The sequence below is a fragment of the Nocardioides sp. YIM B13467 genome, assembly GCF_042788075.1.
Classification (GTDB): domain Bacteria; phylum Actinomycetota; class Actinomycetes; order Propionibacteriales; family Nocardioidaceae; genus Nocardioides.
In genome coordinates this window covers 3,867,151-3,887,204 of the sequence record NZ_JBHZPJ010000046.1, presented here as the reverse complement: position 1 = coordinate 3,887,204, position 20,054 = coordinate 3,867,151, and the positions used below count along the sequence as shown (strand labels likewise).

General features: G+C 66.8%; 24 protein-coding genes, 2 tRNA genes and 1 pseudogene. 18 read left to right on the top strand and 9 right to left on the bottom strand.

All coding sequences use genetic code 11. From position 1 onward, the window contains the following. The first annotated feature begins 62 nt into the window (after positions 1–62). The 3 genes from ACFX43_RS25805 to ACFX43_RS25795 all read left to right on the top strand — a co-directional run bounded on the left by ACFX43_RS25805 (position 63) and on the right by ACFX43_RS25795 (position 3,938). On the top strand, positions 63–1,823 hold the full coding sequence (locus tag ACFX43_RS25805; protein WP_378837884.1) for a proline--tRNA ligase: 1,761 nt from the start codon (positions 63–65) through the stop codon (positions 1,821–1,823). A 119-nt stretch (positions 1,824–1,942) separates the two neighbouring features. Beyond that, positions 1,943–3,187 (top strand): acetyl-CoA hydrolase/transferase C-terminal domain-containing protein, encoded by a 1,245-nt coding sequence (locus ACFX43_RS25800; protein ID WP_378837879.1) that lies wholly within the window; start codon positions 1,943–1,945, stop codon positions 3,185–3,187. 46 nt (positions 3,188–3,233) lie between these two features. Continuing rightward, the gene (locus ACFX43_RS25795) at positions 3,234–3,938 is read left to right on the top strand and encodes an HAD family hydrolase (protein WP_378837874.1); all 705 of its coding nucleotides are present in this window, start codon (positions 3,234–3,236) and stop codon (positions 3,936–3,938) included. A gap of 215 nt (positions 3,939–4,153) precedes the next feature. Here ACFX43_RS25795 and ACFX43_RS25790 read toward each other — a convergent pair whose 3' ends face one another. Both ACFX43_RS25790 and ACFX43_RS25785 read right to left on the bottom strand, forming a co-directional pair. Next, the gene (locus ACFX43_RS25790) at positions 4,154–4,585 is read right to left on the bottom strand and encodes a DUF4439 domain-containing protein (protein WP_378837869.1); all 432 of its coding nucleotides are present in this window, start codon (positions 4,583–4,585) and stop codon (positions 4,154–4,156) included. Beyond that, a complete protein-coding gene (locus tag ACFX43_RS25785; protein ID WP_378837866.1) occupies positions 4,582–5,019 on the bottom strand; it encodes a hypothetical protein in 438 nt (145 codons plus the stop codon). The genes ACFX43_RS25790 and ACFX43_RS25785 overlap by 4 nt, the downstream gene beginning before the upstream one ends. Positions 5,020–5,195: 176 nt before the next feature. Between ACFX43_RS25785 and rimP the strand changes: the two genes are divergently transcribed. From rimP to ACFX43_RS25750, 7 genes are all read left to right on the top strand, one after another. After that, on the top strand, positions 5,196–5,669 hold the full coding sequence (gene rimP, locus ACFX43_RS25780; RefSeq protein WP_378841152.1) for a ribosome maturation factor RimP: 474 nt from the start codon (positions 5,196–5,198) through the stop codon (positions 5,667–5,669). A 3-nt stretch (positions 5,670–5,672) separates the two neighbouring features. Then, positions 5,673–6,650, top strand: coding sequence for a transcription termination factor NusA (nusA, locus tag ACFX43_RS25775; protein WP_378837863.1), 978 nt, complete (start codon positions 5,673–5,675; stop codon positions 6,648–6,650). 35 nt (positions 6,651–6,685) lie between these two features. Next, a complete protein-coding gene (locus tag ACFX43_RS25770; protein WP_378837858.1) occupies positions 6,686–7,543 on the top strand; it encodes an alpha/beta fold hydrolase in 858 nt (285 codons plus the stop codon). Between the two features lie 94 nt (positions 7,544–7,637). Beyond that, the gene (locus ACFX43_RS25765; RefSeq protein ID WP_378837855.1) at positions 7,638–7,985 is read left to right on the top strand and encodes a YlxR family protein; all 348 of its coding nucleotides are present in this window, start codon (positions 7,638–7,640) and stop codon (positions 7,983–7,985) included. A gap of 93 nt (positions 7,986–8,078) precedes the next feature. Beyond that, positions 8,079–8,681, top strand: coding sequence for a translation initiation factor IF-2 N-terminal domain-containing protein (locus ACFX43_RS25760; RefSeq protein ID WP_378837852.1), 603 nt, complete (start codon positions 8,079–8,081; stop codon positions 8,679–8,681). Beyond that, positions 8,659–8,735, top strand: a tRNA-Ile gene (locus ACFX43_RS25755). Before ACFX43_RS25760 ends, ACFX43_RS25755 begins: the two co-directional genes overlap by 23 nt. A 14-nt stretch (positions 8,736–8,749) precedes the next feature. Next, positions 8,750–8,825, top strand: a tRNA-Ala gene (locus ACFX43_RS25750). A gap of 6 nt (positions 8,826–8,831) precedes the next feature. Here ACFX43_RS25750 and ACFX43_RS25745 read toward each other — a convergent pair. Next, positions 8,832–9,125 (bottom strand): annotated as a pseudogene (locus ACFX43_RS25745) (leucine zipper domain-containing protein); the annotation flags it as partial. 338 nt (positions 9,126–9,463) lie between these two features. Further along, positions 9,464–10,753, bottom strand: coding sequence for a GTP pyrophosphokinase family protein (locus tag ACFX43_RS25740; protein WP_378837848.1), 1,290 nt, complete (start codon positions 10,751–10,753; stop codon positions 9,464–9,466). Positions 10,754–11,433: 680 nt separating this feature from the next. On the opposite strand from ACFX43_RS25740, the gene ACFX43_RS25735 reads away from it, so the two are divergent. Continuing rightward, positions 11,434–12,513, top strand: a complete 1,080-nt coding sequence (locus ACFX43_RS25735) for a three-Cys-motif partner protein TcmP (protein WP_378837844.1) — start codon at positions 11,434–11,436, stop codon at positions 12,511–12,513. A gap of 80 nt (positions 12,514–12,593) precedes the next feature. Here ACFX43_RS25735 and ACFX43_RS25730 read toward each other — a convergent pair whose 3' ends face one another. Then, positions 12,594–13,376, bottom strand: a complete 783-nt coding sequence (locus ACFX43_RS25730) for a DUF5131 family protein (RefSeq protein ID WP_378837840.1) — start codon at positions 13,374–13,376, stop codon at positions 12,594–12,596. Between the two features lie 357 nt (positions 13,377–13,733). On the opposite strand from ACFX43_RS25730, the gene ACFX43_RS25725 reads away from it, so the two are divergent. After that, positions 13,734–14,120 carry an MmcQ/YjbR family DNA-binding protein gene (locus ACFX43_RS25725; protein ID WP_378837837.1) on the top strand — a complete coding sequence of 129 codons (387 nt, stop codon included), beginning with the start codon at positions 13,734–13,736 and terminating at the stop codon, positions 14,118–14,120. A gap of 431 nt (positions 14,121–14,551) precedes the next feature. On the opposite strand, the gene ACFX43_RS25720 is transcribed toward ACFX43_RS25725, so the two are convergent. The 3 genes from ACFX43_RS25720 to ACFX43_RS25710 form a co-directional block, all read right to left on the bottom strand. Next, positions 14,552–14,962 (bottom strand): MmcQ/YjbR family DNA-binding protein, encoded by a 411-nt coding sequence (locus ACFX43_RS25720; protein WP_378837834.1) that lies wholly within the window; start codon positions 14,960–14,962, stop codon positions 14,552–14,554. A gap of 113 nt (positions 14,963–15,075) precedes the next feature. Beyond that, positions 15,076–15,630 carry a putative glycolipid-binding domain-containing protein gene (locus tag ACFX43_RS25715; protein WP_378837829.1) on the bottom strand — a complete coding sequence of 185 codons (555 nt, stop codon included), beginning with the start codon at positions 15,628–15,630 and terminating at the stop codon, positions 15,076–15,078. Between the two features lie 96 nt (positions 15,631–15,726). Further along, entirely contained in the window at positions 15,727–16,110 is a 384-nt protein-coding gene (locus ACFX43_RS25710) for an MmcQ/YjbR family DNA-binding protein (RefSeq protein WP_378837825.1), read from the bottom strand. Positions 16,111–16,189: 79 nt separating this feature from the next. Here ACFX43_RS25710 and ACFX43_RS25705 point away from each other — a divergent pair, with 79 nt between their 5' ends. From ACFX43_RS25705 to ACFX43_RS25680, 6 genes are all read left to right on the top strand, one after another. Next, a complete protein-coding gene (locus tag ACFX43_RS25705) occupies positions 16,190–16,645 on the top strand; it encodes a nitroreductase family deazaflavin-dependent oxidoreductase (RefSeq protein WP_378841147.1) in 456 nt (151 codons plus the stop codon). A 1-nt stretch (position 16,646) separates the two neighbouring features. Then, entirely contained in the window at positions 16,647–17,024 is a 378-nt protein-coding gene (locus ACFX43_RS25700; protein WP_378837821.1) for a nitroreductase family deazaflavin-dependent oxidoreductase, read from the top strand. Between the two features lie 52 nt (positions 17,025–17,076). Further along, a complete protein-coding gene (locus ACFX43_RS25695; protein WP_378837815.1) occupies positions 17,077–17,481 on the top strand; it encodes a RidA family protein in 405 nt (134 codons plus the stop codon). Positions 17,482–17,703: 222 nt separating this feature from the next. Next, positions 17,704–17,877 (top strand): hypothetical protein, encoded by a 174-nt coding sequence (locus ACFX43_RS25690; protein WP_378837811.1) that lies wholly within the window; start codon positions 17,704–17,706, stop codon positions 17,875–17,877. Positions 17,878–17,965: 88 nt separating this feature from the next. Next, positions 17,966–18,436: a GyrI-like domain-containing protein gene (locus ACFX43_RS25685; RefSeq protein WP_378837806.1), complete on the top strand. Its 471-nt coding sequence runs from the start codon at positions 17,966–17,968 to the stop codon at positions 18,434–18,436. Positions 18,437–18,498: 62 nt separating this feature from the next. Continuing rightward, complete coding sequence (locus ACFX43_RS25680; RefSeq protein ID WP_378837800.1) at positions 18,499–19,455, top strand: hypothetical protein; 957 nt, start codon at positions 18,499–18,501, stop codon at positions 19,453–19,455. A 47-nt stretch (positions 19,456–19,502) separates the two neighbouring features. On the opposite strand, the gene ACFX43_RS25675 is transcribed toward ACFX43_RS25680, so the two are convergent. Next, positions 19,503–19,940, bottom strand: a complete 438-nt coding sequence (locus ACFX43_RS25675; RefSeq protein ID WP_378678457.1) for an NUDIX hydrolase — start codon at positions 19,938–19,940, stop codon at positions 19,503–19,505. Between the last annotated feature and the right edge of the window lie 114 nt (positions 19,941–20,054).

The following is a 20,054-nucleotide window of genomic DNA, read 5'->3' as shown; positions in this document are numbered from 1 at the left end:
CGGTTGCAACACGCTCCTAACCGGTTCGCGGGACCGGTCCGGTGCGCCGTACGCTTGCCCGCATGATCGCCCGTATGTCGACCCTGTTCGTGCGGACCCTGCGTGAGGATCCCGCCGACGCCGAGGTCGCGAGCCACAAGCTGCTTGTCCGTGCCGGCTACATCCGCCGCGCCGCTCCGGGGATCTACTCGTGGCTGCCGTTGGGCCTGCGGGTGCTCGGCAAGGTCGAGGGGATCATCCGCGAGGAGATGGCCGCGATCGGCGCCCAGGAGGTGCACTTCCCGGCGCTGCTGCCGCGCGAGCCCTACGAGGCGACCGGCCGCTGGACGGAGTACGGCGACGGCATCTTCCGGCTCAAGGACCGTAAGGAGGCCGACTACCTGCTCGGGCCCACGCACGAGGAGATGTTCACGCTCCTGGTCAAGGACCTCTACGGCTCCTACAAGGACCTGCCGCTGGCGATCTACCAGATCCAGACGAAGTACCGCGACGAGGCGCGCCCCCGTGCGGGGCTGCTGCGCGGCCGCGAGTTCATCATGAAGGACTCCTACTCCTTCGACTACACCGACGAGGGGCTGTCGGCGGCCTACGACGCCCACCGCGCGGCGTACGTCCAGGTCTTCGACCGCCTCGGGTTCGAGTACGTCATCGTCAAGGCCACCTCCGGTGCGATGGGCGGCTCGGCCTCCGAGGAGTTCCTGGCCGTCTCCGAGGCCGGCGAGGACACCTTCGTACGCTCGCCCGGCGGCTACGCAGCCAACGTCGAGGCGGTCACGACGCTGGCCCCCGAGCCACTCTCCTACGAGGACGTGCCGGCCGCCCACGCCGAGGACACTCCCGACACCCCGACGATCCAGACACTCGTCGACCACCTCAACGAGGCGTTCCCGCGCGAGGACCGTCCCTGGGAGGCCGGCGACACGCTGAAGAACGTGCTCGTGACGCTGCGTCACCCCGACGGCACCGTCGAGCCGCTCGCCATCGGCCTGCCCGGTGACCGCGAGGTCGACATCAAGCGCCTCGAGGGCCAGCTGGAGCCGATCGAGGTCGAGCCGATGGACGACGTCGAGCTGAAGAAGCACCCCGAGCTGGTCAAGGGCTACATCGGTCCCGAGGTGCTGGGGGAGGAGTCGGCCTCCGGCATCCGCTACCTGGTCGACCCCCGCGTGGTCACCGGCACCCGCTGGGTCACCGGCGCCAACGTCGAGGGCAAGCACGTCATCGACCTGGTCGCCGGCCGCGACTTCACCCCCGACGGCACCATCGAGGCCGCCGAGGTCCGTGAGGGCGACCCGGCTCCTGACGGCTCCGGCCCGCTGACCCTGGCCCGCGGCATCGAGATGGGCCACGTCTTCCAGCTCGGCCGCAAGTACGCCGACGCGCTGGGGCTGCAGGTGCTCGACGAGAACGGCAAGCTCGTCACCGTCACCATGGGCTCCTACGGCATCGGCGTCACCCGCGCCGTGGCTGCCATCGCCGAGGGCACCCTCGACGACATCGGCCTCGCCTGGCCCCGCAACGTCGCTCCGTACGACATCCACCTCGTCGCGACCGGCAAGGACGCCGCCGTCTTCGAGGCTGCAGCGAAGCTGGCCGGTGAGCTCGAGGCCGCCGGCATCGACGTGCTCTACGACGACCGTCCCAAGGTCTCGCCGGGCGTGAAGTTCAAGGACGCCGAGCTCATCGGCGTCCCGACCATCGTCACCGTCGGCAAGGGCCTGGTCGAGGGCAAGGTCGAGGTCAAGGACCGCCGGAGCGGCGAGAAGACCGAGATCGCCCTCGACGCCGCCGTCGCCCACCTCACCGAGGTCGTCCGCGGCTGACATAACTGGAACTTCTCCGGTGTTTCCTGCGCTTCTCGGGTGTTGCAACGCCTGAGAAGCGCAGGAATACCCGGTTAACCGGGGATTCCAACCGCCGCGAATGCGGCAAGATCGACCCCATGACGGGGGACAGGATTCTTGACCGTACGCTCGCCCGGCGGGTGGTGAGCGCCGCGGAGGCGGCTGCGGGGATCGGGCCGGGGAAGACGGTGGCGTTCTCGGGTTTCGCCGGAATCGGGCGACCGAAGGCGGTGCCTGAGGCCCTGGGGCTGGTCCGGGAGTGGCCGGAGGGTGTCGACGTACGTCACTCGCGGGTCGCCCAGTATGCGGCCTCCGGGTTCTACGGCACTCTCGACGTCGCGGTGGTCGAGGTGGCCGCGATCCTGCCCAACGGGCTGCTCGTCCCGGGGAGCAGCGTCGGCAACAACCAGACGTGGCTCGACGTCGCCGACGCCGTGATCCTCGAGGTCAACAGCTGGCATCCGCGCGGGTTCGAGGGATTCCACGACATCCATCACGGCTCCCAGCTGCCGCCGGCGCGGGCGCCGATCCAGCTGACGACGCCGATGCAGAGGATCGGTGACCCCTTCCTCCTCGTCGATCCGGCCAAGGTCGTCGCCGTCGTCGAGACCGATCGCCCCGACCGAGGCTCACCGCCGCGCGTGATCGACGACGAGAGCCGCGCGATAGCCGAGCTCGTCGTGGACTTCCTCCGCCACGAGGTACGCCACGGCCGCCTGCACCACAGCCTGCTCCCGCTCCACGCCGGTGCGGGGCCTGTCGCCGACGCGGTCCTCGCCGGGCTCCAGGACGCCGAGTTCGAGCACCTGACGGCCTACACCGACACCGTCCGGGACGGTCTCCTCGACCTGCTCGACTCCGGGAAGCTGATCGGAGTCTCGGCCACGTCCTTCGGCCTCTCCGAGGCGGGCGCTCGCCGGTTCTACGACGACGTCCACCACTACAAGGGCCGGGTCCTGCTGCGCCCGCAGGAGATATCGAACCACCCCGAGGTCATCCGGCGGCTCGGCCTCATCGCGATCGACTCGATGGCCGAGGCCGACATCCACGGCAACGTGAACGCCGTCGGTGGATCGGGTGACTTCGCGAGCAACGCCCACCTCAACGTCTTCGCCGCCCCCTCCACCACCGAGCGCGGCACCGTCTCGCGCATCGTGCCGTTCGTCGGCCATGTCGACCACACCGCGCACGACGTGCAGGTCATCATCACCGAGCAGGGTGTGGCCGACCTGCGCGGCATCTCTCCCGCCGCCCGCGCCCGGCGGATCATCGATCACTGCGCTCACCCCGACTTCCGCGCGCAGCTCACCGATCTGGTCGACTCGACGCAGCTGTCCCACTGAAAAAATCACGATGAGTCGGCGGGTGTCGCACCGCTAGGGTCGTGGCATGGCGATCGACGCGGTGATCTTCGACTGGGGCGGCACGCTGACGAAGTGGCACGACATCGACTTCCACGCGGAGTCGCTGGCGCTCGCGCAGGCGGTGAGCGGAGCCTGCGACGACGACCACCCGGTCAACGCGACCAGGCTCCACCAGGCGGGAGAGACGATCTGGGCCCGCAGCCGCGACCACCAGCAGAGCTCGGCGATCGGCGACCTCTTCGACGAGGCCGGCCTCGAGCACGATCCGGACCTGCTCGACGCTTACTACGAGTTCTGGGAGCCGCACACCCTGACCGACCCCGAGGTCGGGCCGCTGTGGGAGGCGCTCCGCGCCGACGGCGTACGTGTCGGGGTGCTGTCCAACACGATCTGGCCGCGCGCGTGGCACCGCGGGTTCTTCGAGCGCGACGGGGTGCTCGACCTGCTCGACGGCGACGTCTACACCTCCGAGGTTCCCTGGACGAAGCCCGCCGAAGAGGCGTTCCACGCGGCGATGGAGGCGGTGATGGTCTCGGATCCGTCTCGATGCGTCTACGTGGGCGACAGGCTCTTCGACGATGTGTACGGTGCTCAGAAGGCCGGTCTGCGGGCGATCCACATCCCGCACAGCAACATCCCGAGCAGCCAGGTGGGCCACAGCGAGGGCTCTCCGGACGCCGTCGCGCAGCGACTGAGCGACATACACCAGATCGTTCGCTCCTGGGAATGACGCCAGGAAAAGTTGCAAGTTCTTGCAATGCGCTTTTGCGGGTCTGGGCCATCCTGAGCGGGGATTGCATACTTCTGCAAGAGAGGTTCAGCCCCAGGCGACTTCTCAGGCCTCGTGTCCAGGCCAAAACCTGGCCCGCGAGCCGCCCGGTCTCGGGAGACATCTCGGGAGTCTCCCGCGCCGGACGGTTCGCGGGCCATCTCGGCTTTTGGGGATCAGGTCCCCGGGAACGCCCGCGGTTTCGCGCCCAGATCGAGCTGGCGCGCGGCCGCCCGGCAGAGCAGCTGGATGAGCAGGGTCCGGTCGGTGCCGGTCGCCTTCGGGGCCAGCGAGAGATAGGTCGCGGTGGTGTCCTGCTCCAGCTGCAGCGCCGCGGCGCGGATGCCGGCCTCCGACCCGATCCGGCCGGGCAGGTCGTAGACGGCGGAGGGCGCGACCGGCTCGATCCCGGCGGCCACCACGTGCGCGGCCAGCGCCTCCCGGGCGTTCACGTGGTCGTCGTACGCGTCCGTGAGCGCCCGCGCCAGAGCCGGCGAGGACGCCGCCGAGGTGCGCCCGCCCAGGGCGCCCAGGACGTAGATCGCGGAGTGCTCGACCGCGAGCGCCGCCTGGACCGCCTCGGTCGAGGCCGAGGTCGCGGTCGTCATGCCAGACCTCGTCCGTGCAGGAGCTGCTGCTGGCCGGCGGCGGCCGAGGCGAGCAGCGTGATCAGCTGCGGGTCGGCCGCGCGCCCGGCCGCGGCGGTGAGCGTCGTGACCAGGGCGAGCTGACGCTCCTGCCAGCGCCCGGTCGCCGGCGCCGCGGTCACACCCTTGGTCGGCGCCAGCGCCTCGATGTGCACACGATGGAGCTGCACGAACGCGGACGGGGCGCCCTCGTCGGCGCCGAGGATCTCCGCGACCGTGGCGTCGATCACACTCTGGTCGGGGTTGGCGGGGGCCGGGGGAGTGCTCGGTGGAGGGGCTTTGACAGGATCCAGCGTCTCCGAGGCCGAACACGCCGAGGCGGCCAGCGGGGCAACCACGGCGACACCCACAGCGGTGCGCCGCGAGAGCATCCGGAGGGCACGTGCGCTGGTCACGTGAGGAACCCTAACCACACCCGGCGGGAGTCGCGTCAGCGGCTTTCCAACACAGCCGCGCGCTGTTCGAGACGCCCGAGGCGTACAGGTATGGTGTCACCAGAAGTGCTGCGTGCTCAGAGGCGCATACAACAGGACCGGACAACAGGATGCAGGGGGAGATCGCGTTGAGTGCTGTGCGGAAGGACGCGATCGCGAGTGCCATCGAAAAGGCCCTCGCAGACCCGCTTCAAGTCCTGGGCTTCGACATCGAGGCCGTGGAGATCACGCCGGCCGGCAAGCGCCGGATCCTGCGGATCGCCGTCGACAAGGACGGCGGGATCACCCACGAGGAGGTCACCGAGGCAACCCGTGAGGTCAACCGGGTCCTCGACGAGTCCGACGTCATGGGCGAGCAGCCCTACACGCTCGAGGTGACCTCTCCCGGGGTCGACCGGCCGCTGACCCTGCCGCGCCACTGGCGCCGCAACAAGGGTCGCCTGGTCAAGGTCACCACCGCCGACGGCTCCGCGTTCACCGGACGGGTGAAGGAGTCCGACGACGAGCGGGTGAGCCTCGAGGTGAGCGGCAAGCGCCGCGACGTGGCGTACGCGGACGTGAAGAAGGCGCTTGTGCAGATCGAGTTCAAGCGGATCGACGAGGGGGAGTAGGCCATGGACATCGATATGAGCATCCTGCGGATGCTGGAGCGGGAGCGGGAGATCTCGCTCGATGTGCTCGTCGAGGCGATCGAGCAGGGGCTGCTGACCGCCTACCACAAGACCACGGGCGCCCAGACGAAGGCGCGGGTCGACCTGGACCGCAAGACCGGGCACGTACGCGTCCTGGCCGCCGAGGTCGACGACGAGGGCAACGTCGTCGGGGAGTACGACGACACGCCCGAGGGCTTCGGCCGGATCGCCGCCACCACCGCCAAGCAGATCGTGCTGCAGCGGCTGCGCGACGCCGAGGACGACGTGAAGTTCGGCGAGTTCTCCGGCAAGGAGGGCGACATCCTCTCCGGCGTCATCCAGCAGGGCCGCAACCCCGACGACGTGCTCGTCGACCTGGGCCGGCTCGAGGGCGTCATCCCGCTCTCCGAGCGAGTGCCGGGCGAGGACTACAGCCACGGCACCCGGATCAAGGCTCTCGTGGTCAGCGTGCGCAAGGGCATGCGCGGTCCGCAGATCACCCTCTCGCGCTCCCACCCCAACCTGGTCAAGAAGCTCTTCTCCTTCGAGGTGCCCGAGATCGCCGACGGCACCGTCGAGATCTCCGCGATCGCCCGCGAGGCCGGCCACCGCACCAAGATCGCGGTCAAGTCGACCGTCCCCGGCGTCAACGCCAAGGGCGCCTGCATCGGCCCGATGGGCCAGCGGGTCCGCCAGGTCATGTCCGAGCTGCAGGGCGAGAAGATCGACATCGTCGACTGGTCCGAGGACCCGAAGGTGCTCGTCGCCTCGGCGCTCTCGCCGGCCCGGGTCTCCTCGGTCACGATCATCGACGAGGCGACCAAGTCCGCCCGTGTCGTGGTGCCCGACTATCAGCTCTCCCTGGCCATCGGCAAGGAGGGGCAGAACGCCCGCCTGGCCGCTCGCCTGACCGGCTGGCGCATCGACATCCGCTCCGACGAGGAGACCCCGGTCGCCTGAACATCACGGCTCGCCAGGTCGCTAGCCTGTGCGGCATGGCGAGCGTGCGTGAGACCACTCTGACCGACTCCGAGGGCGTCCTTCTGGAGCCGGACGGGGCCACCACCGGCGTACTCGTGCTGTCGGGGTCGTCGGGGCGGATCGAGACCGACCGGTGTCGGATGCTCGCCTCGCACGGGGTGGCGGCGGCGTCGATCCGCTACTTCGGCGGTCCCGGACAGCCGGGTGAGGCTCGGCTGATACCGCTGGAGACGTTCGACGACGTCCTCGCTGACCTCCATTCCCGCTATCAGCGGCTGGTGGTGCTGGGGACGTCCTGGGGCGCCCAGGCCGCGCTCCTGCTCGGCACCCTGCACCCCGAGATCGACGCGGTGGTCGGGATCTCCCCGACGTACGTCTCCTGGGCGGGCCTAAGCGACGAGCGCCCGCAGCGGTCCTCGTGGACACTGCGCGGGGAGCAGGTGCCGTTCCTGCCGTTCGACGACGAGGCGATCGAGGACGCGCTGAAGGAGAGCGAGGGAGCAAGCGCGCGAAGCGCGCACGGGGAGCTCCCGTCGTTCTGCGAGGCCTACCTCTCGGCCCTGGAGAAGTACGCCGACCGGGTGCCCGCCGCGACCATCCCGGTCGAGCGCATCGCCGGTGATGTCGTCCTGGTCGCCGGGGGAGGCGACGCGCTGTGGCCCTCGGTCCTCGCCGCCGAGGCGGTCCGGCGGAGGCGTACGGCCCACGATCTGGAGACGGTCGTGGTCACCCATCCCGACGCCGGCCACCGGGTCGTACTGCCCGGCGAGCCGGTGCTCCCGCTCAGCCAGCGGCTCGCCTGGGGTGGTTCGGAGGCCGCCGACCGCGAGCTCGGCCTGCAGGCCTGGCCGGAGATCGCCGCGATCTTGTGATCGCCGCCATGTGGTGAGGACGGGTCACGGAATAAGAACGACCTGTGCCCCGGTTTCGTCTACCGAACCCCGGAAGCGGTAGTGTTAAGGATCGGTGGCACGCCTCGAAGAAACTACGCAGAACGGACCCGTCCGTACGTGCGTGGGTTGCCGGAAGCGAGCCGCCAAGCGCGAGTTGTTGCGGGTGACCGCCGGCTCGGACCGCAACGGCCAGCCGGCCGTGGTGCCCGATCCGACAGCCACCGCACCCGGGCGAGGGGCGCATGTGCATCCCACGCGTGAGTGCTACGAACTCGCGGTGCGCCGGAAGGCGTTCACCCGGGCCTTACAGGTCGAGGGCGGGCTTTCCAGCGCACCGGTGGAGGACTACCTCGACACGCGCCCGACATCCACGACCGTCGCCGACGGTCAACTGACCAGGAACTGGAGCAAAAGCTCATGAGCACTCGATGAGTACTTCGCGATGAGCGTGTTCTACAACCATTAGTGGTCGCAGGTTTAACCCGGATTTGGGTCTGTGGCCAGAAGGAGAAACGTGGCTAAGACCCGAGTCCACGAACTCGCCAAAGAGTTCGGAGTCGAGAGCAAGTTCGTTCTCGAGAAGTTCAAGGAGATGGGTGAGTTCGTCAAGTCGGCGAGCTCGACCGTCGAGCTCCCTGCGGAGATGCGTTTCCGCAAGGAGATCGGCCCCGGCCTGAAGGCCGGCGGCAAGGGTGGTTCCGCGTCCTCGGACGAGAAGGCCGCCCCCAAGCCCGGCCCCAAGCCGGCAGCTCCCAGGCCCGCGGCCCCCAAGAAGGCTGCGGACACGGCGCCCGAGAAGCCTGCCGAGGCGCCTGAGGCGTCCAAGCCGGCTGCGCCCAAGCCCGGCCCGAAGCCCCCGGCCAAGAAGGCCGAGGCTCCGCCGGTCGCCCCCGCGGCGTCCGCTGCTCCGGCCGCGCCCAAGCCCAGCCCGAACGCGGCGCCGTCCGGTGACCGCCGCTCGGCCGCNGGAAGGTGCGGCTGGATCACCTCCTTTCTAAGGATTTTAACGGAATATAAGACCTTGGGTCTTATAAACAGAACGTTCCCTGTCTTGTTTAGTTTTGAAGGAACTTTGATTCTTTCATATGGTAGATGGGCCTGTAGCTCAGCTGGTTAGAGCGCACGCCTGATAAGCGTGAGGTCGGTGGTTCGAGTCCACTCAGGCCCACCATCTTTACCCAATACGGGGCCTTAGCTCAGCTGGGAGAGCGCCTGCTTTGCACGCAGGAGGTCAGCGGTTCGATCCCGCTAGGCTCCACCAACGNGGCATCGCGAGCCGGCCGGCGATCTGGACCGGGCCGAGGCGGTGGCGCCACCGCAGGCGCACGATCTGCCGGACCAGGTCCGGGCTGGTCTTGGTCGGGCTGGTGTGGGGTCGTGAGGTTCGATCGCTCATGCCGGCCGGTCCTTCGGCCCGGTACCGGTCGGCCCACTTCTTCGCGGTGCGTGGGGTGACCATGAACATCTTGGCTGCCGCCGCGTAGGTCCATTTGCGCTCGACGACGAGTCGGGCGAGTCGTAAACGGGCGCGTGGGGTCAGGGCAGCGTTAGCGTGGGACACGAAGGCCTCCGGTGAGGTGAAGTGTGTGAACTAGACAGCTCCACTTCACAACCGGAGGCCTTCACCTGTCAGCAGACTCACCGTCCCAGGGCGGTACAACCTCCCTGGGCATCACACCTAGGCCATGCCCGCCGCCAACACGGCGAGGCGCTCGAACAGATCAACGCTAACGACGTTGGGGCTAGCGCCGCTGGCGGCGGAAAGACGTGGCTCCGAGCATCCCTCCTGAGCGGAAGTATCGGGGCATCCTGCGGAGAGGTCAGGTCGGGCTTTGCCAACTCGAAGTTGACACTCGGGGTGGGTGCGCCTCCGCGCCGCTGACCCAGGTTCCTCGAATTTCAGCTTGCGGGCTGACTAGCGCTGGGAGTCTCAACTTGACGCAGCAAACGTATGGTGCGGCGAAGAAGGTCAATAGCGACTGGAAGATTCTTCCGTGTCTCTTCTCTTCTGCCGCTCGAGACGTCGCGCCCGTGTACAACGTTGTTCCGCAGAACACGGAGGTCCTCGAGTTGGTGCGCGGTTACGTCATCGATAAAGCCTCGCGCGAGAGCAGAGCGAAAGTTGTTGCGGCTGGTGATACGCGCATCCGGGCCGAGGAGGCGCGTCATCTCTTGTTCTAATTCGGCCCACAGGCTAATGAACTCGCCGACGTGTGCGTTTGTGACTGTGTCGCTCCCAGTTTGACGGTGACGTTGTGATGGATGGCGGGTCTTGGACGAGGCGCGCCTCAGATCTTCGTAGAACGTGGGGTTCTCGAGCAGCAGGAGATCCAAAACTTGGTCGGCGACGGGTCTCGCTTCGAAATCATCGCCAACTCTGCGGGCAAGGGGTCCAAGCTCGGCTGCGGTAGCACGGTCATGGCGAGCGAGCACGTTGTACAGCACTTCCACGCTGCCGAGCGCAGAGTCGGTGAGAAGCCTGTCTCTCATCCGGGGCTGACTTCGTAGGAACTCGGCGAGTTCATAGTGGTCACGGAAGGAGGACTCAGTCTCGGAGAGCCGCTGGTCGCCGGCGATCTTTAGTTGCTCAAGGGCAATCTCCCCTGATAGCACGAGGCCGTTGAGCTGATCCAGGAGCGCATACTCGGCGGCCGACAGGTTCCCCTCGAGCGGCTTATAGACCAGGTCGTGCTCGACTTCCGACCAAGCGTGCATGAGTACGGATGCGACCTGGATCTCGACGGGTGCCGTACTGTATCGAGCCTCGTCGTCAGCCAGACGCCCAACTGGGATACGGACACGGAAGTGCTGAGCCCGGTAGCCGCTGAAACGTGGATCACCAGGTCTAACCGCATGGGCCAGCGGGAACGTCTTGACCTCGTCGAGTTCGAACAGGGCAGTGATGATCTTCGCAACTTCCTCGATCTGGCTCGGGAAGTACAGCGCGACACGGACTCCGGCGAGGTCCACAATGTCGCTGCCGACCTGCGTCACTGTCCGATACTGCTTCTTGCGGTTCCGCTGCTCAAGCTTGTCACGCAAGCGGTCCACGGATTTCGCGCGACTCGTGACGATCGCGCGCAGACCGGAGGTGGCCAGCTCGGACTCGATCAGAGCGTGAGCTCGGCGCGCGACGGCCTCCCAGTAGTCGAACTGCCGCTCGTAACCGGCAAGAAATTTGTCGATCACGGTGGTCGGCGAGCTCCGGCGATCCTCACCGGCGGCCGGTCGTTCGGGCGAGCTCGACGTAGTCGCTGAGTTCGCAATTGGGTTGCGAGCGTCGTCGTCTGGGGACTTCAATCGAACTCCATTCGGCCCGAGCAAGGTGGCGAGGTCGGTCGTTAGGGCAGGCGCGCAGCGGGCACGTCCACCCGACGTTTTACCCGAAGGCTGGCCATAGCGTCGCCATTTCGGGCGGAATCGACCTGGCAGGAGGTGCGCGGAGACGCGGCGAAGGACGCAACCGGCAGCCAGCTAGCTCCGGGCTAGCAACGCCTCACCGCCTCCGACGCATAGCGACGATGCTTCAAGGTTATAACCCGGCTTGCGTGAGCAACTCGCCGCCTGCTGGCTGCGCGATGACGCATGTCGCCTGTGTTCAGGTTCTTCGTGCCTGCCCGATCATCACGATCGGGGCGGTGCGCCCAACGGGTTCGTGCCGGTCCTGCTTCCGGAAGAGCGATGGTTAAGGGACGATCGCTGCACCGCCTTGGCTTACGTGCTACTTGATGCTCGCGCTCGCGGCTCCATCCTTTCAAAGGACAAGCAAGGAATCGCCATCTGGAGATCCCTGAACCGCTAGCATCCACAGCGAGCAGGTCTATCACGGAGATGGACTGAGTGTCAGAAGATGCGCCGGAGGTGAGGCGATGCCAGTCGATGGGCCGGTTCCGTGGGCCTGTGTAGAGCACACTGGTGCCAAACACGACATCTATAGGCGATACCTCGAGCGCTGGTTTCCAATCTTGTTGGCTGGCGCGACCGCATTCCCCTCCGTCACGTATGCCGAAGGGTTCGCAGGCCCTGGCGTCTACAGCGGTGGCGAGCCGGGGTCGCCGGTGATTGCGATGAAGGCGTTGATTGACAAGGTGCCGACAAGCAAGGGCGTAGCGCGGTTTGTCTTTGTGGACGACGAGCCGCGTTGTGTCGCCATGCTTCCTGAGCAATTGCGCCGTTCATTCCCACATCGGCCCCGAAACAGCGAGAGCATGCCGCTGGAGATCGTCAGGGGCTCGTGCGTTGAGGAGTTGGAGAGGGCACTGGACCGTGTCGGAGCGTGGGGTCAGCCGATCTTCGCGAACTTGGATTCGTGGGGCAACGCCCCCGTCCCCTACCGCCTCCTTCAACGCCTTGCGTCCAACGTGTCAAGCGAGGTCATCGTCACCTTGCACCCGCAGCACTTCGTGCGCTTTGTCAGCGATCTTGGTGCCGCTGCCGACGACGTCTTCGGTGGCGACCCCACCTGGCGGGCAATCACCGGCATGGAGCCGGCAGCAAAGAGCCGACACATCCTGACATGCTATCGCCGCGCCCTTCGGGCGGCGGGGTTTGAGTATCTGCTGGACTTCGAGCTAGTGCCTCGCCACGGGCAGCCGCTTTATCTGATCTTCGCAACCGGACATCGTCGGGGACTGGAGAAGATGAAAGACTCCCTGTGGGAGGTCGACCCGACCCAAGGAGTCGGATTCCGAGACCCTCGCGACGAACAGGCCGAAGCACTATTCGATCTCGACGAGCCGCAACTGGGTCCGTTGACGCGACTGCTGGAGCAGAGACTTCAGACCACCGGCAAGGTACGAGTCGAGGCTCTGAGAGACGCAACGCTCTTCGAGACCGTCTACCGGCCCGAGCACGTAATCGCCGCCCTCAAGCCTCTAATCGAAGCCGGGCGTGTTACCTCCGACCCTCCTGGACGCCTGCTGCGAGCCTCCTTCGTGGAGCTGGCATAGACGTGCCTGGTCGTCACCCCGGCAGATGGCGCGGTGGCCGTACCTCAGCCGTAGCGGCAACTGCCTACTCGCTCGCGCTCCTACACCCGACGGGCAGGTTTGGGCGGCGGCGTCGACCCCCGGAGTGCCGTTGGGGGCATCTGGTCCCAGGTTCGGCCATCGAGTTCGCGCCCATTGGCTTTGGGTGTGCGGCCGCCCCACTGCTTGAAAAAGAACGCGACATTTGCGTCGATGCATTGGTCGCGGATATCGATTGGCCACTGAGGGTCCATGTATCGGGCCTCGGGACCGGACTCTCCTCCGACGATCACCCAATCCAAGCCACCGAGGTCAAGTGCGGGTAACGCGCTCAAGAGCGGTTCGCATGAGAGGAAACGGGTCGACGCCGGTACAGCGCGAAGATGGTCGATGCGGTCAACGGCGTCGAAAGATTCGACTGAGACGCCCATCCACAGATTGTCGGGCCAGTCGAGAGCGTCGGCGAGGCGCGCCATACGACGAGCGCGTTTGGTCAGCACCTGATACGTGTGCTGTGGCGTCTCCCTGATGACGTCCAAGATGTCGCGGACGAACCCGATCGGCACTTTCGCGTGGAATAGGTCGCTCATCGAGTTCACAAACACCACCTTGGAGTTCCGCCACTGGTAGGGCTGCGTCAAGGCCGCCGGGTGGATCGTGACTCCAAAGCCAGGCCCTGAGGTTCGCGGATCTCCGTCGTGTTGGTACTTGTCCACGCCCATCGCCTTCAGCCGCTTGGCGAGAGTGAGGGCGTAGCAGTGGTCACACCCTGCCGCCACACGATCGCAGCCGGTGACGGGGTTCCACGTCACCTCAGTCCACTCGATCGAAGAGTTGGTGGCCACCGCTGTCCCCTCCCTATGGCCCTGACGTTATGCGTCATGCGGCCGTCCTGCATGCAGTCTGGTGCAGATGGCAGCTCGATGTCCGATCGCCACGGCGGGGCATGACGTGTTGAAAGCGATGCCTGTCCATTCGTCGGCGCTCGGCCGGAATCGGCGACGAATAGCCGCAGCGTGGGTGCGGAGTCGGCGCTCAGATGGTTCGGCGCGGCGGGTCTCGTCCTCTCGCCGTGTGACGCTCTCGAGCTGCTCGCGTCATTCTGGGCGCATTGACGCACTCGGAGGTCGCCCGGGCGTCGACGTGACACCTAACCTGACTGTGTGAGGAGAACGGGCGGCCGGTCGGCGCGGGTGGGGGACGTGGATGAGCTTGCCCTTGGCATGCCCCACGTTCGCGTCTGCGCGGGCACCCAGAACAGGCCCATCTATCAGGTGGGTGGAAAGTCGTTCGTCTTCTTCCGGAATCCGCGTCCTGACGCGTTCGACCCGCACACCGGCCAGCGTTACGACGACGTCATCGTCTTCTGGGTGCCTAGCGAGGGTGACAAGCTGGCGATGGTGCAGGACGAGTCCTCGCCGTTCTTCACCACTCCGCATTTCGACGGCCACCTGTCGGTTCTAGTCCGAGCAAGCCGGCTTGGGGAGATCAGCTATGACGAGCTCGCTGAGGTCGTACAGGAGGCTTGGCTTTCGCGCGCGTCAGCTCGCCGAAGAGCGACCTGGCTCGGGGAGCACCTACCGGACTAGCGCGAGGACTCGTTGGTGGCGCCATGACGCAGGTGTCGCATGGCCCCGACCGCACAGACGGCGGGCCGGGGCTCTATGCATCGGCCGTCGGCCGGGGCGGCACGGCGATCGCGCGGCCGTGGCTGACCCTCAACTTGGGTGATCGGGCACGCGGCCCTGGAGGAAGTAGCCGGGGGAGGAGTGGCGCTGACGCTCGCCCGGCCGACCGACGGGCTCGATGCGCCTGGCACGCGCGATCAGCATCTCCGGGGTACGTTCCTGCTGGGGGCGTGCAGCGATGCCGATCTGGCACAGCCTCCAATGGCGGCGGTCGCGGCAGCCGCGCGGACCAGCAGCTGTCGACTCATCAGTGTTCACTCTACGAAGCGCGTCGAGTGGACGCTCAGGCACGACCCCGCTCTGCCACAGTGACCGCCCTACGGACCGCACGATCATCGATCCAGCCGGTGCCTCAGCTTCTTAGGAGCGCAGAACCGGTAACTCTCGGTCACCAGCTCGGCCACCTCTTCCCAGTCTGTATCGCCGTCGAGCACCATGCCGACGACGGTGGGCGACCACGGAGGCTGGTAGAACGGTGGCCCGGCGTGGACCAGGGCCAGCAGTTCGTCGCCGGAGGATCGGAAGGTCAGCACCGTGGTGGGCTTGGTCACCCCGGTCATATCGCGGTACGCCGACGTGTACCCCTCTTGGGCGACCAGGACGTGAGCGAAGGTCTTCTTCCTGACTCGCCACCTGACGCCGGTCCAGGCATCCTCCTCGTAGGCGTCGAGAAGCGACAACGCGGTCGACGCAACCTTGGCGACTACGTCGGCGGCGGGCTCGATGCGCGGCGGCCGGGACATGCCGCAAGTCTGTCAGCGACTGCGCGGGTAGGTCCTCGCGACGCGACCTGTGCGGAACGAGAGAGCAGTCTGGAGCTGTGTGCTCGGCCCGTGCGCCCAGGACGGTTCGTCTCTCAGGCGAAGCGCGTCGCGATCCCGGGGTAGTCGAGGACGAGCCCATACTTGTCGTACACCAACACGGCGTTGAAACCGCCTTCGGAGTGGTAGTCGAACCGGTGGTCGTCGAGGCGTCGGTAGGACTGGTCGAGGCGTCTGACCTGAAGGTCAAGTGCCTGGACGTAGGCGGCTGGCGCGGTGACGACGTCGTCTAGCGGCAGGTCCAGCCGGTGGACGGGAAGGGTGTTGGTGCAGGCAGAGGCCTCGAGGTCGACGTCGTAGAGCCCGTCGAGCTGGGGCGCCGACCGGCCATCGACGGTCCAGGAACCTTTGCCGTCGGAGACAAGTACAGTGGACCGTCGCCCGCGAGCGGTGTCATTGTGGACGTGGACTTCGCGCGTACGCCAGAGGGCATCAACCGAGATCTCATAGTGGACCGCGTAGGCCTGGCCCGCCTCGACGGCTGAGGTGTATCCACGGACGCCGGAGGCGTCTCGATAGACGACCTCGAACCCGTCGACGGCGTCGACGAACTGCCACGCAGCGAACGGCGGGAGCTCCTCGTATGCCATGTTGGGAGTAAACCAGCAAACGCCCAAGCGAGGTGGCGCATCTTGTGGGCGGTATGTCTCGCCCGGTCACGCACACGATCTCGGCGAGTCAGAGCTTCAGCCGTCGAATCCTTCGACCAGCTCAGCTGGGGCGGCGGCGAGCCAGGCGTCGACCAGCAGGTCGCGGAGGTCTCCTGGGGCGATGACGCTGAGCTCGATGAGCACGGCGGGGTAGTTGTTGAAGTGCTCGATGGTGAAGACCCCGTCGATGCCGGCGGCGAGGACGCCTTCCTTCTCGTGCAGGTCGGCGGTGTTGACCGCGAGGATCGGCGGGTCGGGCGGGGTCTGGTCGCCGAAGCGCTTGAGGTCGGCCTTGCTGAACGGGCGTAGCCAGGCGAAGCCCTTGCCGCGTACGGACCAGGTCGGGTGCCCGTAGCGCTCGCCCTCGGTCACCTCGGGCAGCCCACCGATGATCCGAGCGACGTCTTGGAGCGTTGCCATGCCTGGAGCGTAGTTCGTGGCGTTGCTCGATCGGGCTGGATCGACCGAGCCGGTGGGTAAGGTCGGGTCGGTGACGTCCATGGTCGATTCGGTCGTGTCCCGGCTGTTGCGGACCCGCGCTGTCGTACGTGCGCCGATCTGGCTCTATCGACACCGGGCCGGGTGGCTCCTCGGATCGCGGATGTTGATGCTCGAACACATCGGACGCCGATCAGGGGTGCCGCGGTATGTCTGCCTCGAGGTCGTCGAGCGGCCGAGCGTGGACGAGATCGTGGTGGTGAGCGGCTTCGGCACCGGGGCGCAGTGGTATCGGAACCTCATGGCCGAGCCTGCATGTCGCGTCAGCATCGGGAAGCGTACGAGCGTCGCGGCGCAGGCGACGTTACTCTCGGAGCAGGAGTCCGCTGCGGTGCTCGGTCGCTATCAGAAGGCACACCCGAAGGCCTGGCGGCGCCTGCGCGGTGCGATCGAGACGGCGGTCGGTCACGACGTCGAGGGACTGCCGATGGTGAACCTGAGACTCATTGGAGACTGAGATGCGTCGCAAGTGGCTGTGGTTGATCAAGAACACGCTCAACAAGGTGACGATGCGGGTGGCTCGTACCGGACACGGCCCGTTCTCGCTCGTGCGTCACGTGGGGCGGAAGTCGGGGAAGACGTACGAGACGCCGATCGTCGTCGCCCGGGTGCCGGAAGGTTTCATCGCGGAGCTGACGTACGGCGAGGACGTCAACTGGTACCGCAACATCGTCGCGGCCGGAGGCTGCGAGCTGTTCGTGGACGGGAAGTGGCACCAGGTCTCTGCGATCGAGCCCTATTCGTCCGAGGCGGGGCGGGACGCTTTCGGCTATCCGGCGAAACTGGTCCTGCAGGTGCTGCAGAAGCACGAGTTCAGGCTGCTACGTACGGCCTGATCCTGTGGCGAACTGGGTCATGTTGCTAAACCGCAGGTGGGAGGATCGTCCGGTGAATCCCGCAATCCGTCTCATTCGATCTGCCGAACTCAGCGCCGCACCCTATGCGTACGCGTCGGTCGTGGATAGTGGCGTGCGCCTGGTCTTCCTCGCCGGGGCGTGCCCTCTTGAGAAGGACGGTACGACGGCAGCCGTGGGTGACTATGTAGGCCAGGCTGCGAAATGCATTGAGACTCTGAGAGAGGCTCTCCGGGCAGTGGGCGCAACGCTGGAGAACGTGGTGAACACCCGGATTCTGGTCGCATCTTCGCAGCGGTCGGATCTCGGCGTGGTGTGGGAAATCGTGCGGGACGCGTTCGGGGATCATGACGTGCCCAGCACCCTGATGGGCGTGACAGTGCTGGGCTATGAGGATCAGCTGGTCGAGATCGAGGCCATTGCCGCGGTTTCCGGCTGACCACAGTCGGGTCTGCTCGCCACCCAGTGGAGAGTCGCGGCAAGACAGACACCAGCGTGGTAGTTGCGGGCGAGTTTGGCTGAGCGCATCGTTATCCGATGTCAGGAGCAGCGAGGTCTTCGAGGAGTTCCAGCCTGCGTTTCGGGAGCTGACCGCGGCGTACGGTCGGTTGGGTGCCGGCATCGTCAGCGGCCCCGTCGCGGCCACGGTGGGCGGGACCAGTTGGGTGGGCTGCTGGTCCAGGCAGTCGAGGTGGTGATCCGGATCCGCTCCCGCGGTGAGGAGGTCACCCGTGGCCAGACGCAGGCGATCGCGGCGACCTGCCTGCGGATGTGCGGCGTGCCCGAGGAGAGGATTGCCCGCGCGGCGGCGTCTGTCGAGAAGCATTTGGCGTAGCAAGGTCTTTCGACCAGGCAGGGAGAGTCGGTTGGCCCTGCTGCGGCGGTGGCGGGCTTCCTAGCGTGAAGAAAACCGAGGAGGTCGAATGAAGTACGACGTCACGATCGAGCACGAGAACGGTCGGTTCCTGGCCGTGCATGCCTTCGAGGGCCGACCGGATGAGATGGCCGAGATGCAGGGACAGGCCTTCGGGACGGTTGCTGAGCATCTGGCTGCCATCGGTGTCCCGATCGAGGGGGCTGCCGTGTCCTGCTACGAGATGTCCGATGACACCTTCCACGTGTCCTCGGGATTCGTCGTGGGCGGGCCCATCGCGTCCGGTGACGGTGTCGAGTCGCTCCAGCTCCCTGACGTCGATGTCGCCAGCACGACACACATCGGTCCCTACGACCAGTTGGGCATGGCCTATGAGGCGTTGAAGGAAGGTGCTGAGGCGAAGGAGCGCCACCTCGACGCGTCCGCGATCATGTGGGAGGAGTACCTCACCGGCCCCGACTCCCCGCCCGATGAGATCACCACTGTGGTGCACTGGCCGCTCGAGCCTGCCGGGGTCTGACTCGGCGGTGCGTCGAGCCGGGACCAGCACGGCCGTGAACCCGCACTGAGGAAGCGAAGCAGATGGACCCTGCAACCGTGGGTGGCAACCGGTGCCGCGCCGTCGAATGGCTTCTTGCCGGCGACCCTGCGATCCGCTGGCAGACCTTGGATTCCCTGGTCGAAGCGCCCGCAGCCGATGTGGACGCGGCACGGTCCGCTGTGACCACGGAAGGCTGGGGAGCCCGCCTTCTGGCTCACCAGGATCCCGAGGGCACCTGGGCACAGGGCCTCTATTCGCCCAAGTGGGTGTCGACCACCTACACGATGCTGTTGCTGCGCGAGCTCGGCCTGCCGGCCGACGATCCGCAGGCCCACCGCGCGTGCGCCGTCCTGCTGGACAGTGCCGTGGGACCCCAGAGCCGGGATGGGATCGGTTGGGCGTCCGAGACGTGTATCACCGGAATGGTCCTCTCGATCCTGTCCGCGTTCGAGTTCGACGACGATCGGCTCGAGCGCTTCGTGGATCACCTCTTCGGCGAGCAGATGGACGACGGGGGATGGAACTGCCGATACCGCCGTGGCGCGCACCACGCCTCGATGAACACCACCATCCTCGCCTTGGAGGCCCTGGTCCGGTACGAACGGCACCGGGCCGAGAAGACGGGAACGCTGGCCGCGGTGCGGGAGGCTCAGCGTCGCGGCCGGGAGTTCCTGCTGGTCCACCACCTGTACCGCTCGCATCGCACGGGCGAGGTGATCCAACGCAACTATGTGCGATTCGCTTTCCCCCCGCAGTGGCACTTCGACGTGCTGCGTGGCCTCGACTACTTTCGCGATGTCGGGGCCGATCGGGACCCGCGTCTCGTTGACGGCATCGACCTGGTCCACTCGAAGCGTGGCTCCGACGGCCGGTGGACGCTGGAGCACCGCTACAAGGCGCGTGACTGGTTCCAGATGGAGACTGTCGGACGCCCCTCGAGGTGGAACACCCTTCGCGCCCTCCGGGTCCTCGATTGGTGGGAGAACCCGGCCCCGTGAGGCCTCCGCTGATCGAGCCGGCCCACGCGGTTTGAGGTCGGATCCTGTCAGGGGTTGGGATCGAGGTGCGGGAAGTTGCGGTTGAGGGCCCAGTCGATCCGTACGCGCTGGCTCCGGTCCATCTGAAGGCTGGGGACGATCGTGGGATTCACCCATTCGGCGTGGGTGTTCTCAGCCGAAGGAGTGGGCTCGCCGGCGAGGTAGCGGCCAGCGTAGATGATGGAGCACTCCTGGCGTACCTCGCCGTTGGTGGTGTTCTCGATGCGGTGGCGCGGGTCGGTCCAGATCCCGACCAGGCCGGTCACCTCGATGGTGATGCCGGTCTCCTCGAACGTCTCGCGGACCGCGGCCGCGGTCAGCGACTCGCCGGGCTCCATCGCCCCGCCGGGCATCGTCCAGTTGCCGGTGTCGTTGCGGCGGATCAACAGGATCCTGCCCGGGTCGTCGAGCACGAAGGCGCCGGCGCTGGGTCGGATGCTGTTCACCTCGGGGGCCGAGGGATCGTTGTGCCAGTCGACTCGTTGGCCCAAGTGCCTGGGGGCGCGAGGACGTGGCGGTTGTACAGAAGTGTCTAATGTCGGCCGAGATCCCACGGCGCC